Here is a 12376-nt window from a genome sequence, read left to right as displayed (position 1 = left end):
CGGGGCCGGTACGGGCAGGCTGTCCTTCAAGAGTAGGCAAACTCCAGCGTCGGCGCAGGGCCCGCCAGATATGCAAATCCCCCCGCTGCGCCGGGCGCAACGGGGGGATGGGGTCCAGCCTGCAGCCTTACTTGATCCGCTGGCCGGGCTTGGCGCCGCTGTCCGGGCTCAGCAGGTAGATTTCTTCACCGCCAGGGCCGGCAGCCATCACCATGCCTTCGGAGATGCCGAACTTCATTTTCCGTGGCTTGAGGTTGGCGATCATCATGGTCAGGCGGCCATCGAGCTTGGACGGATCAGGGTAGGCGCTCTTGATGCCGGAGAACACGTTGCGCTGTTCGTCGCCGATATCCAGGGTCAGGCGCAGCAGCTTGTCGGCACCTTCCACGGCTTCGGCCTTGACGATCAGGGCGACACGCAGGTCGATGGCGGCAAAGGCATCGAAGTCGATTTCCGCGGACAGCGGGTCCTTCACCAGTTCACCGTTGCCTTTAGGGCCACCGGTGTCGGTCTGGCTGGCGGCCAGGTCTTCCTTGGAGGCATCGGTCATGGCTTGCACTTTTACCGGGTCGATCCGCGTCATGAGTGGCTTGAATTCGTTGAGCTGATGGTTGGCCAGCAGTTGCTGGTGGTCGTTCCAGGTCAGCGGGGCCACGTTGAGGAAGGCCTCGGCATCGGCAGCCAGCAGTGGCAGCACCGGTTTGAGGAAGATCACCAACTGGCGGAACAGGTTGATGCCAGTGGCGCAGATGGCCTGGACTTCATCCTGCTTGCCTTCCTGCTTGTTCAGCGACCATGGAGCCTTGTCGGCGATCCAGGCGTTGGCGCGGTCGGCCAGGCCCATGATCTCGCGCATGGCCCGGGCGAAGTCACGGGCTTCATAGGCGTCGGCGATGCTTGGCGCCGCGGCCAGGAAAGCCTCGGTCAGCTCGGGGGCGGCATTGCTGTCCACCATCACCCCGCCATTGCCCTTGTGGATGAAGCCGGCGCAACGGCTGGCGATGTTCACCACCTTGCCCACCAGGTCGGAGTTGACCTTCTGCACGAAGTCTTCGAGGTTCAGGTCCAGGTCGTCGACACCACGGCCCAGCTTGGACGCGTAGTAGTAGCGCAGGTATTCCGGCGACAGGTGCTCCAGGTAGGTGCGGGCCTTGATGAAGGTGCCACGGGACTTGGACATCTTCTGGCCATTGACCGTCAGGTAGCCGTGGACGTTGATGCCGGTCGGCTTGCGATAGCCGGCGCCTTCGAGCATGGCGGGCCAGAACAGGGCGTGGAAGTTGACGATGTCCTTGCCGATGAAGTGATACAGCTCGGCGGTGGAGTCCTTGCCCCAGAAGGCGTCGAAATCCAGTTCCGGACGACGGCTGCAGAGGTTCTTGAAGCTGGCCATGTAGCCGATCGGCGCGTCCAGCCACACATAGAAGTACTTGCCCGGCTCATCCGGGATCTCGAAGCCGAAGTACGGTGCATCGCGGGAGATGTCCCACTGCTGCAGGCCGGCGTCCAGCCACTCGGCGATCTTGTTGGCCACGGCGTCCTGCAGGGTGCCGCTGCGGGTCCAGCTCTGCAGCATCTGCTGGAAGTCCGGCAGCTTGAAGAAGAAGTGCTGGGAGTCCTTGAGCACCGGAGTGGCGCCGGAGATCGCCGACTTAGGATCCTTCAGGTCGGTCGGGGCATAGGTGGCACCGCATTTTTCGCAGTTGTCGCCGTACTGGTCCTCGGTGCCGCATTTCGGGCAGGTGCCCTTGATGAAGCGGTCGGCCAGGAACATTTTCTTTTCCGGGTCGAAATACTGGGTGATGGAGCGCGTGGCGATGTGCCCGGCGTCCCGCAGCTTGAGGTAGATCTGGCTCGACAGCTCACGGTTTTCTTCAGCGTGAGTGGAGTGGAAGTTGTCGAAATCCACCAGGAACTCGGCAAAGTCGGCGCAGTGTTCAGCCTGCACGTTGGCGATCAACTGCTCCGGGGTGATGCCTTCCTTCTCCGCGCGCAACATGATGGCCGAGCCGTGTGCGTCGTCCGCGCAGACATAGATGCATTGGTTGCCGCGTAGCTTCTGGAAGCGCACCCACATGTCGGTCTGGATGTACTCAAGCATGTGGCCAAGGTGGATGGAACCATTGGCATAGGGCAGGGCGCTGGTGACGAGGATCTTGCGTGGCTCGGACATGGGGCTCGGCTACTTGATGAAACGGAGGTCGGCCACTATAAAGCGCCGGAGCGGAATTTTCACCCTTCCAGGCACATTGTGCGCAGCAAGCTTTCTCGCCACGAAGGAGTCGGCGGCGTAGGATAGCCGGCTGATTTTCCTGTCTTGTTATCGGAGTTGCCCATGAGCGCCGTCAATCGCGCAGCGGTGGAAGCCGTCCTTCGTCAATACACCGACCCTTACCTGAACCAGGACCCGGTCAGCGCCGGCTGCGTGCGGGACATCGAGGTCCAGGGCGACCGGGTCACGGTCCGCATGGAACTGGGTTATGCCGCCGGCCTGTTCAAGAGTGGCTGGGCGCAGATGCTGCAACTGGCCATCGAGGGCCTGGACGGCGTGAGCTCGGCCAAGGTCGAGATCAGCAGCGTCATTGCCGCGCACAAGGCCCAGGCGCAGATCCCGGGCCTGGCCAACGTCAAGAACGTGGTGGCGGTGGCTTCCGGCAAGGGCGGTGTGGGCAAGTCCACCACCGCGGCCAACCTGGCCCTGGCCCTGGCCCGCGAAGGCGCCAAGGTGGGGATTCTCGACGCCGATATCTATGGTCCGAGCCAGGGCATCATGTTCGGCATCGCCGAAGGCACCCGTCCGAAGATCAAGGACCAGAAGTGGTTCGTGCCGATCGAGTCCCACGGCGTGGAGGTCATGTCCATGGCCTTCCTCACCGATGACAACACGCCGATGGTCTGGCGCGGTCCTATGGTCTCCGGGGCCTTGCTGCAACTGGTGACCCAGACCGACTGGGGCAACCTGGACTACCTGGTGATCGACATGCCGCCAGGCACCGGCGACATCCAGCTGACCCTGGCGCAGAAAGTCCCGGTGGCCGGTGCGGTGATCGTCACCACGCCCCAGGACCTGGCTCTGCTGGATGCGCGCAAGGGCGTGGAGATGTTCCGCAAGGTCAACATCCCGGTGCTGGGCGTGGTGGAGAACATGGCGGTGCACATCTGCTCCAACTGTGGCCATGCCGAGCACCTGTTTGGCGAAGGCGGCGGCGAGAAGCTGGCCAGCCAGTACGACGTCGAGCTGCTGGCCTCGCTACCGCTGTCGATGCTGATCCGCGAGCAGGCCGACGGCGGCAAGCCGACGGTGATCGCCGAGCCGGAAAGCCAGATTGCCATGGTCTACCAGGAGTTGGCGCGGCATGTGGGCGCGCGCATTGTCTTGCAAGAAGCGGCCGCCCCGGCGATGCCCAATATCACCATCAGCGACGACTGAAGCCCCAGGCGGGTGAGTCATGTAGGAGCCGGCTTGCCGGCGAAGGCGTCCTCAAGATCGCTTTCGCCGGCAAGCCGGCTCCTACCGTTGCGACGGCAGGATCAGACCCGCAGGCCGCCGTCCATTTCCAGGATGCGCCCGGTGTAGTAGTCGTTCTCGAAGATATAGGCCGCCGAGTGGGCGATCTCTTCCGGCTTGCCCATGCGCTTGAGGGGAATACCGGCAGTCATCTTCTCCAGGGCCTCGGGTTTCATGCCCAGGGTCATCTCGGTTTCGATAAAGCCCGGGGCAATGCCCGCCACGCGGATGCCGTAACGCGCGAGCTCCTTGGCCCAGGTGACCGTGGCTGCCGCGACCCCGGCCTTGGCTGCGGAATAGTTGGTCTGGCCGATATTGCCGGCGCGGGAGATCGAAGAAATGTTGATGATCGCGCCGTTGTTTCCGAGCTCGATCATCTTCGCCGCCACTTCCCGGGTACAGAGGAAGACCCCGGTCAGGTTGACGTCGATCACCGCCTGCCACTGGGCCAGGCTCATCTTGGTCATCTGGCCGTCCTTGACCTTGACCAGCAGGCCGTCGCGCAGGATCCCGGCGTTGTTGATCAGGCCATGGATGGCGCCAAAGTCCTCGGCGACCTGGGCCACCATGTGGTTCACCTGCTCTTCATCGGCGACGTTGCACAGATAGGCACGGGCTTCGACGCCGTGGGTCTTGCACGCCGCGACAGCCTGGTCGAGCTTTTCCTGGTTCAGATCGACCAACGCCAGGCGCGCGCCCCTGGCTGCGAAATACTCGGCCATGGAGCGGCCCAGACCTTGGCAACCGCCGGTGATAATGATTACTTTGTCAGTGAGTTGCATTCGCATGTCCCGCTAGCTGGTCTTGAGGGGAGTCCTTTTCGGGAACCCTCGCTCGGCGGCCGGACCTGGCCTGGCTGCAGATGAGAATTGCCCTGTTGGCGTAGCTGGAACAATGCTCCAGGCGCCCGTCCGTTTTCGACGGATTCTACATAAGGAGTCATAAAGTGAGCGTTGAAGCTGCCAAGAATGCACGAGAACTGCTGCTCAAGGAATATCGTGGGGTGCTGTCCACTCACTCCAAGGCCATGCCGGGATTTCCCTTCGGGTCCGTGGTGCCCTATTGCCTGGACGCCGAGGGCCGGCCGCTGATCCTGATCAGCCGTATCGCCCAGCACACCCACAACCTGCAGAAGGATCCCAAGTGCTCGCTGCTGGTGGGTGAGCGCGATGCCGATGACGTGCAGGCAGTCGGTCGCCTGACCTACCTGGCCGAGGCTGAGAAGCTCGAGGATGAGGCTGCCATCGAAGCCGCAGCCGAGCGTTACTACCGTTACTTTCCCGAGTCACAGAACTACCACAAGGCCCATGACTTCGATTTCTGGGTGCTCAAGCCGGTACGCCACCGCTACATCGGCGGCTTCGGGGCGATCCACTGGGTCGACCAACTGACCCTGGCCAACCCCTTCGCCGGAAAGGCCGAACTGAGCATGGTGGAACACATGAACAGCGACCATGCCAAGGCCATTGCCCACTATGTCCAGTTGACCGGGTTGCCGGACAACGCGCCGGCGCAGATGGCCGGGATCGATACCGAAGGCATGCACCTGCGCATCGGCCAGGCGTTGTATTGGCTGCCCTTCCAGGCGCCTTGCAATACGCCGACACAAGTACGCGAGGCCCTGGTTTTCCTGGCCCGAGCTGATCAATGGCCGAAAAATCCGCCCCTGGGTGCTTGAATTCACGAATTGGCGACGTCATTTACGGTCTACTGGAAGGCATTCTTCCGCAGAGGAAACCATTTGATGCGCCCTTTTCTGTTGCTCTTTTTACTTTTCCCGGTGCTCGAGCTGTTCGTCTTCGTCAAGGTCAGCGCGGCCATCGGGTTTTTCCCGGCGCTGCTGCTGATCATTCTCGGTTCGATGCTCGGTGTGCTGGTGTTGCGCGTGGCCGGTCTGGCCACGGCACTGCGTGCCCGTGAAAGCCTCAATCGCGGTGAGCTGCCGGCCCAGCAAATGCTCGAGGGCCTGATGCTGGCCCTGGGTGGCGGTTTGCTGATCCTGCCGGGTTTCATCAGCGATGTGTTCGGCCTGCTGATGCTATTGCCGATCAGCCGTCGCCTGCTGGCCAATAAAATGCGCCAGCGTGCCGAGGAGCAGGCCCTGCGCCAGCGCGCCTTTGCCGACGACATGCGTGCCGCCCGTGGCGGCCCTGCGCCCCAGCAGCCGCTGGGCCGCGAGCCCAACGTGATCGAAGGCGAATTCGAGCACCGCGACTCCTGAGTCAGAAGCTCACGTCTCACGGCACCTTCGGGTGCCGTGTTCGTTTTGGCGCCAGCGATGTAAAAAATTTCATCGGCCAGCCCTTGTAATAACCTTATGCGCCCTTATGTAACGGTCACCGCAAGGTTTCTGGTGCTGACACCAGACAGACTTCCGCGGCTCGCTTGTCGAGCCGCACCCGGCAAAGCCGGATTTGCTAACCCGCCGGTATCGACACCGGCCGTTGAAAACCACAATTAGGAGAGATCGACAATGAAGCTTCGTCCTCTGCATGACCGCGTCGTCATCCGTCGCAGCGAAGAAGAATCGAAAACTGCCGGCGGTATCGTTCTGCCTGGTTCGGCTGCTGAAAAACCTAACCGTGGCGAAATCGTCGCTGTAGGTACCGGCCGTGTGCTGGACAACGGTGAAGTACGTGCGCTGGCCGTGAAAGTGGGTGACAAAGTGGTGTTTGGCCCGTACTCCGGCAGCAACACCGTGAAAGTCGATGGCGAAGATCTGCTGGTAATGGCCGAGAACGAGATTCTCGCTGTTATCGAAGGCTGATTTCCCGCGTATTTTCCCGCTACTACACAGTATTTAAGGAATATCGATCATGGCTGCTAAAGAAGTTAAATTCGGCGATTCCGCCCGCAAGAAAATGCTCACTGGTGTCAACGTTCTGGCTGACGCAGTAAAAGCGACCCTGGGCCCGAAAGGCCGTAACGTGATCATCGAGAAGAGCTTCGGCGCTCCGACCATCACCAAGGACGGCGTTTCCGTTGCCAAAGAAATCGAGCTGAAAGATCGCTTCGAAAACATGGGCGCGCAGCTGGTCAAAGACGTTGCCTCCCGTGCCAACGATGACGCTGGCGACGGCACCACCACCGCTACCGTTCTGGCTCAGTCGATCGTCAACGAAGGCCTGAAAGCCGTCGCTGCCGGCATGAACCCGATGGACCTGAAACGCGGTATCGACAAGGCGACCATCGCCATCGTCAAAGAACTGAAGGGTCTGTCCAAGCCATGCGCTGACTCCAAGGCCATCGCTCAGGTCGGCACCATCTCCGCCAACTCCGACAACTCCATCGGCGACATCATTGCCGAAGCCATGGAAAAAGTTGGTAAAGAAGGCGTGATCACCGTTGAAGAAGGCTCGGGCCTGGAAAACGAACTGTCTGTCGTAGAAGGCATGCAATTCGACCGCGGCTACCTGTCCCCTTACTTCATCAACAAGCCGGACACCATGGTCGCCGAACTCGACGGCCCGCTGATCCTGCTGGTGGACAAGAAGATCTCCAACATCCGCGAAATGCTGCCAGTGCTGGAAGCCGTTGCCAAAGCCGGCCGCCCACTGCTGATCGTGGCTGAAGACGTTGAAGGCGAAGCCCTGGCGACTCTGGTTGTGAACAACATGCGTGGCATCGTCAAAGTCGCTGCCGTCAAGGCACCTGGCTTCGGCGACCGTCGCAAGGCCATGCTGCAGGACATCGCCGTTCTGACCGGCGGTACCGTCATCTCCGAAGAGATCGGCCTGAGCCTGGAAAGCACCACCCTGGAGCACCTGGGTAACGCCAAGCGCGTGATCCTGTCCAAAGAAAACACCACCATCATCGACGGTGCTGGCGTTGAAGCGGACATCCAGGCTCGTGTGACTCAGATCCGTCAACAAGTCGCCGACACTTCGTCCGACTACGACCGTGAAAAACTGCAAGAGCGTCTGGCCAAGCTGTCCGGCGGCGTTGCAGTGATCAAGGTTGGCGCTGGTTCCGAAGTTGAAATGAAAGAGAAGAAGGCCCGCGTTGAAGACGCCCTGCACGCTACCCGTGCAGCCGTTGAAGAAGGCGTGGTACCTGGCGGTGGCGTAGCCCTGATCCGTGCTCTGCAAGGCATCAACGACCTGAAAGGCGACAACGCCGACCAGGACGTGGGTATCGCTGTACTGCGTCGCGCTATCGAAGCTCCACTGCGCCAGATCGTTGCCAACTCCGGTGACGAGCCAAGCGTTGTCGTGGACAAGGTCAAGCAGGGTGCCGGCAACTTCGGCTACAACGCTGCTACCAGCGAATACGGCGACATGATCGAAATGGGCATCCTGGATCCAACCAAGGTAACCCGTTCCGCGCTGCAAGCAGCTTCGTCCATCGGCGGTCTGATCCTGACCACCGAAGCCGCTGTTGCTGAAATCGTGGAAGACAAGCCTGCAGCTGGCGGCATGCCAGACATGGGCGGCATGGGTGGCATGGGCGGCATGATGTAAGCCAGCCTTACCCCTGTACTGAAAAAGCCCCGCCGGTGAAAGCCGGCGGGGCTTTTTTATGCCCCGGATATGGGGGGCGCCTGGATCTTCGCGGGCAAGCCTGCTCCACTTCTGCAGGAGCGGGCTTGCCCGCGAACGACTTCAGCGCTGGCTCAGTTCATTCGCCGCTGCCTTCGGCGCCTTCCAGCCCAGCAATTGCTGCTTGAAGCCATAACTGGCGCTCTGGTAGTAGCTGATGCCGCGCTGGATCAACGGATCGCTGTCCGCTACCCGGGATTCCTGGCTGGCGCCCAGGGCCTGGTCATGCCGGCGCAACCCCTGGCGCGGGCTGAGAATCGCCAGGTCCTGGCCGTCGAACAGGCCCAGGTGCTGATAGTTGCCCACCAGCACCCGGGGAGGCAGAGGGTTGTCCTGCAGCAGGTTGCGTCCGAAGAAGGTCGACTCGTAGTCCAGGTTCAACAGGCCCAGCAGGGTTGGCGCCAGGTCGATCTGGCTGGCCAGCTGTGCATTCTCCCGCGCCGGAATCAGCTTGGGCGCATAGATGAACAACGGAATCTGATAGTTGCTGATGGGCAGGTCTTCCTTGCCCGCGCTGCCTGCGGTGTGGTCGGCGACAAACACGAAAATGGTGTTGTCGAACCAGGGCTTCTGGCGGGCGGCCTTGAGGAACTCGCCAATGGCGTAGTCGGTGTATTTGACCGCGCCGTCCCGGCCCTTGCCGGACTTGATGTCGATCCGGCCATCGGGATAGGTGTAAGGGCGATGGTTGGAGGTGGTCATCAGTTGCAACAGGAAGGGCCGCTGCTGTGCGTAGTCGGCGTCCGCCAGCTTCAGGGTCTGGGTGTAAAGGTCTTCGTCGGCCATGCCCCAGGCGTTCTTGAAGTGGATCTCGGATTCCTCGACGCTGCTCTGGTCCACCACGCGGTAGCCGTTGCCGCTGAAGAAGGCATTCATGTTGTCGAAGTAACCTCGGCCGCCATAGACAAACACACTGTCGTAACCCACGGCCCGCAGTTGCTGGCCAAGGCTGGCGAAACCACTTTCACGACCGATGCGCTTGACGATGGAGCGCCCCGGGGTGGGGGGAATCGCCAGGGTGATGGCTTCCAGGCCGCGGTCGGTGCGGGTGCCGGTGGCGTAGAAGTTGTTGAAGTACAGGCTCTGTGCGCGCAACGCATCCAGGTTCGGGGTCAGGTTGCGGTCGTCGCCGTTGCTGCCCATGTATTTGGCGCTGAAGCTTTCTATGGTCACCAGGACGATGTTGGGGGTGCGTGGAGCCCCCGGGTTGTCGATGGCGCGCCGGATATCCAGCGGGTCCTTGCCGATGAAGCGGGCATTGGGTTCATTCAGTTCGGCGCGCATCTGGCGGGCCACCACATCGGCGGGCAGGCTGCGATAGAACTGCTGGTAGTCCAGCTCGTTGTTGCGAAAGGCGGCAAAGAACTGATAGGGGCCGTTGCTCGCCAGTTCGTTCTGATAGGCGTTGCCGCCTTGGCTGCGCGGGCTGTCCTGGCTGAGCAGTTGCAGGCTGGCGCCGACCACCAGCAGCAGGCCGAGGGCACTGAGCAGGCGGCCACGCAGAGGCGGCAAGGGCGCATCCAGCGCAGCCTTCAGGGGCTTGCGCAGGGCCAGGCTCAGGGCGATTGCCGTCAGGGCCAGCAGGCTCATGTACAGGCCGATCGGGTAGGACTCGAGAATGTTGTTGAGAACCTCGTCGGAGTACACCAGGTAATCGACGGCGATGAAGTTGAAGCGCACGCCGAACTCATCCCAGAACAGCCACTCCGCCACGGCCGTGAACAGCATGGCGAACAGGCTCAGGCTGAACAGGCCCTGCAACAGCCAGCGGTGGCCGCGCCGACGCCACAGGGCGGGTGGGCAGAGCACCAGGTACAGGCCCAGGGGCAGGGCGGCATAGGCCAGGAAACCCAGGTCGTAGAGCAGGCCGACGCCAAACAGCGGCAGCCAGCCGCTACCGGCTTCGTCGAGGTGGGTGAGCAGCAAAATGCCGCGGGTCAGCAGGAAAATCGCCAGCCAGGTGCTGGTCAGCAGCAGCACGAATCGCGCCGGAGCTGTCTTGAGAAGATCCATCAGAGGGTGTTCCTTGGGGGCAAATGGCCCGCAGTCTGGGGTTGTCCCTGTAGTCAGCTTGTGAACCGCTGGTGAAAATATTGTTAAGCCCCCAGGCTCGGGAAAACTCTGCCAGGCACCGGCCGACAAGGCTGGCGGCGAGCCGGACTTGGCCTTAAGCTGCGCGAGCCAAGATGGCCGTAACCCTGTACGGAGAGAGTGCCGATGCGAATTCTACTGGTTGAAGACAACCGCGATATTCTCGCCAACCTGGCTGACTACCTGGGGCTCAAGGGCTATACCGTGGATTGCGCCCAGGATGGCCTGTCCGGGTTGCACCTGGCGGCCACTGAGCATTACGACCTGATCGTGCTCGATATCATGCTGCCGGGAATCGATGGCTATACCCTGTGCAAGCGCCTGCGCGAAGACGCCCGGCGTGATACTCCGGTGATCATGCTCACCGCCCGCGACCAGCTCGACGACCGCCTTCAGGGCTTCAAGTCCGGGGCGGATGACTACCTGCTCAAACCCTTCGCTCTCTCGGAACTGGCGGCGCGTATCGAGGCGGTGATGCGCCGTTCCCAGGGTGGTGGCCGTCGGTCGCTGCAGGTTGGCGACCTGAGCTACGACCTCGATACCCTGGAGGTCACCCGCGAAGGCCGCTTGCTCAAGCTCAACCCCGTGGGCCTCAAGCTGCTGGCGGTGCTGATGCAGAAAAGCCCCCATGTGCTGCGTCGGGAGATCCTCGAAGAAGCCCTGTGGGGCGACGATTGCCCGGACAGCGACAGCCTGCGCAGCCACGTTCACCAATTGCGCCAGGTGATCGACAAGCCGTTCGCCAAGCCGCTGCTGCACACCGTGCACGGTGTCGGGTACCGCCTGGCCGAGGGCCGAGATGGAGTTTAAGCAGAGCCTTGCCCAGCGCATCATCATCGCCTTTGCGTTGATGAGCGCACTGGTGGCGGGGGCGTTCGCCATGGGTATCGTGGCGACGGTGCACCTGGTGGAGGAGAAGCTCATCTCCGCAGGCCTGGGCGGTGACCTGCAACGCCTGTTGCTGATGGATAACGTCGGCGACTGGAGCCACCGTCCCGAGCCCGACCAGTTGTTCTACTACAGTGGCGGGCGCGGCGACTTCGAGCTGCCCAAGGATTTGCGCCATCTGGATCCGGGTTTCCACGAGGTGTTCCGCGAGGAGTTGTCCTATCACGCCATGGTCGAGGTGGTGGACGGTCGGCGCTATGTGCTGCTGCAGGACCAGAGCGATTTCGAAGAGCGCGAGCGAGTGCTGTTCGCCGTGGTGCTGGTAGGTTTTGTCCTGAGCCTGGCGCTGGCGGTGTTTCTCGGCTGGATCCTGGCTCGCCGGGTGATGGCGCCGGTGGTCCGCCTGGCCCGCCAGGTACGTCACCGGGACCAGTTGCTGGGGCTGGCCCCGCCCTTGGCGCCGGATTATGCCGCGGACGAGGTCGGCGAACTGGCCATCGCCTTTGACGCAACCCTGGGGCGCTTGCGCCAGGCCTTGAGCCGCGAGCGGCTGTTCACCAGTGACGTCAGTCATGAGCTGCGCACGCCATTGATGGTTCTGGCCACCTCCTGCGAGCTGCTGCTGGAGAATCCACGGCTGGACCCCCGTGGGCGAGCCCAGGTCGAACGCATCGCTCGCGCTTGCGACGAGATGCGCGAGCTGGTGCAGACCTTCCTGATGCTGGCCCGAGCCCAGCGTGAAGATGCCAGCATGTCGCCGCAGCTGAGCCTGAGCCAGGCGGCCAGTGACTTGACCGGTATCTGGCGCGAAGCCATCGAGGCCAAGGGGCTCGAGCTGATCTTCGAGCCCGGAACCCCAGGTGACAATCGCTACAACGCCACCTTCCTGCATGCGGTGATGGGCAACCTGCTGCGCAACGCCTTGCACTACACCGAACAGGGTTTCATCCGCCTGAGCCTGGTGCCCGATGGATTCGTGGTGGAGGACAGCGGCGTGGGCATTCCCGAGGAGAAGCGCGAGGCAATGTTCCAGCCGTTTGTGCGGGGCGATGAAAAGCGTGGGGAAGGCCTGGGGCTGGGGCTGTCCCTGGTGCAGCGGATCTGCGAGAACCAGGGCTGGACTGTCAGCCTCACTACCATGACGCCCAATGGCTGTCGTTTTTTCGTTCAGCTGAACTCGGCCAAGGCCTGATTGTTCTTTCCCGGCCCTGTTTTACGGGGCCGGTCACTTGTCGTTTTTTCCTCTTAAGTGGCCCCAGGCCACTGTCCTCAGCCTGTAAAACCCTGAAATATTTCCTCGTTGGACGGTACGAAGTTTTCACAAAGGGATGACCTGTCGCTGACACGTCGC

At 62.0% G+C, this 12376-nt stretch carries 10 protein-coding genes; 7 read left to right on the top strand and 3 right to left on the bottom strand.

Translation table 11 applies throughout. The features are described 5' to 3' along the window. Positions 1 to 127: 127 nt before the first annotated feature. The gene (gene metG, locus KI242_RS24750; protein WP_212805626.1) at positions 128 to 2173 is read right to left on the bottom strand and encodes a methionine--tRNA ligase; all 2046 of its coding nucleotides are present in this window, start codon (positions 2171 to 2173) and stop codon (positions 128 to 130) included. Between the two features lie 162 nt (positions 2174 to 2335). On the opposite strand from metG, the gene apbC reads away from it, so the two are divergent. Further along, the gene (apbC, locus tag KI242_RS24745; protein WP_011063097.1) at positions 2336 to 3430 is read left to right on the top strand and encodes an iron-sulfur cluster carrier protein ApbC; all 1095 of its coding nucleotides are present in this window, start codon (positions 2336 to 2338) and stop codon (positions 3428 to 3430) included. A 101-nt stretch (positions 3431 to 3531) separates the two neighbouring features. Here apbC and KI242_RS24740 read toward each other — a convergent pair whose 3' ends face one another. Next, entirely contained in the window at positions 3532 to 4290 is a 759-nt protein-coding gene (locus KI242_RS24740) for an SDR family oxidoreductase (protein ID WP_011063096.1), read from the bottom strand. A 164-nt stretch (positions 4291 to 4454) separates the two neighbouring features. Here KI242_RS24740 and KI242_RS24735 point away from each other — a divergent pair, with 164 nt between their 5' ends. The 4 genes from KI242_RS24735 (at position 4455) to groL (ending at position 7968) form a co-directional block, all read left to right on the top strand. After that, positions 4455 to 5186, top strand: coding sequence for a HugZ family protein (locus KI242_RS24735; protein WP_015636806.1), 732 nt, complete (start codon positions 4455 to 4457; stop codon positions 5184 to 5186). A 66-nt stretch (positions 5187 to 5252) separates the two neighbouring features. Further along, positions 5253 to 5729 (top strand): FxsA family protein, encoded by a 477-nt coding sequence (locus tag KI242_RS24730; RefSeq protein ID WP_011063094.1) that lies wholly within the window; start codon positions 5253 to 5255, stop codon positions 5727 to 5729. 252 nt (positions 5730 to 5981) lie between these two features. After that, a complete protein-coding gene (locus tag KI242_RS24725) occupies positions 5982 to 6275 on the top strand; it encodes a co-chaperone GroES (protein WP_011063093.1) in 294 nt (97 codons plus the stop codon). 49 nt (positions 6276 to 6324) lie between these two features. Then, a complete protein-coding gene (gene groL, locus KI242_RS24720; RefSeq protein WP_011063092.1) occupies positions 6325 to 7968 on the top strand; it encodes a chaperonin GroEL in 1644 nt (547 codons plus the stop codon). A gap of 141 nt (positions 7969 to 8109) precedes the next feature. Here groL and KI242_RS24715 read toward each other — a convergent pair whose 3' ends face one another. Further along, complete coding sequence (locus tag KI242_RS24715) at positions 8110 to 10059, bottom strand: LTA synthase family protein (protein ID WP_212805625.1); 1950 nt, start codon at positions 10057 to 10059, stop codon at positions 8110 to 8112. Positions 10060 to 10263: 204 nt separating this feature from the next. On the opposite strand from KI242_RS24715, the gene colR reads away from it, so the two are divergent. Next, complete coding sequence (gene colR, locus KI242_RS24710) at positions 10264 to 10947, top strand: two-component system response regulator ColR (protein ID WP_011063090.1); 684 nt, start codon at positions 10264 to 10266, stop codon at positions 10945 to 10947. Next, entirely contained in the window at positions 10937 to 12217 is a 1281-nt protein-coding gene (locus KI242_RS24705) for a HAMP domain-containing sensor histidine kinase (protein WP_011063089.1), read from the top strand. Before colR ends, KI242_RS24705 begins: the two co-directional genes overlap by 11 nt. Positions 12218 to 12376 lie beyond the last annotated feature (159 nt).

The organism is Pseudomonas sp. Eqa60 (genome assembly GCF_018326405.1).
GTDB classification, from domain to species: domain Bacteria; phylum Pseudomonadota; class Gammaproteobacteria; order Pseudomonadales; family Pseudomonadaceae; genus Aquipseudomonas; species Aquipseudomonas protegens.
The sequence above is the reverse complement of the archived record's forward strand: the minus strand, read 5'-3'. Positions and strand labels throughout refer to the sequence as shown.

Excerpts from the sequence above, each read along its gene's own strand:
- KI242_RS24730 (WP_011063094.1), top strand. The coding sequence starts at position 5,253 with ATGCGCCCTTTTCTGTTGCTCTTTTTACTTTTCCCGGTGCTCGAGCTG.
- apbC (WP_011063097.1), top strand. The coding sequence starts at position 2,336 with ATGAGCGCCGTCAATCGCGCAGCGGTGGAAGCCGTCCTTCGTCAATAC.
- colR (WP_011063090.1), top strand. The coding sequence starts at position 10,264 with ATGCGAATTCTACTGGTTGAAGACAACCGCGATATTCTCGCCAACCTG.
- KI242_RS24705 (WP_011063089.1), top strand. The coding sequence starts at position 10,937 with ATGGAGTTTAAGCAGAGCCTTGCCCAGCGCATCATCATCGCCTTTGCG.
- groL (WP_011063092.1), top strand. The coding sequence starts at position 6,325 with ATGGCTGCTAAAGAAGTTAAATTCGGCGATTCCGCCCGCAAGAAAATG.
- KI242_RS24715 (WP_212805625.1), bottom strand. The coding sequence starts at position 10,059 with ATGGATCTTCTCAAGACAGCTCCGGCGCGATTCGTGCTGCTGCTGACC.
- KI242_RS24725 (WP_011063093.1), top strand. The coding sequence starts at position 5,982 with ATGAAGCTTCGTCCTCTGCATGACCGCGTCGTCATCCGTCGCAGCGAA.
- KI242_RS24740 (WP_011063096.1), bottom strand. The coding sequence starts at position 4,290 with ATGCAACTCACTGACAAAGTAATCATTATCACCGGCGGTTGCCAAGGT.
- metG (WP_212805626.1), bottom strand. The coding sequence starts at position 2,173 with ATGTCCGAGCCACGCAAGATCCTCGTCACCAGCGCCCTGCCCTATGCC.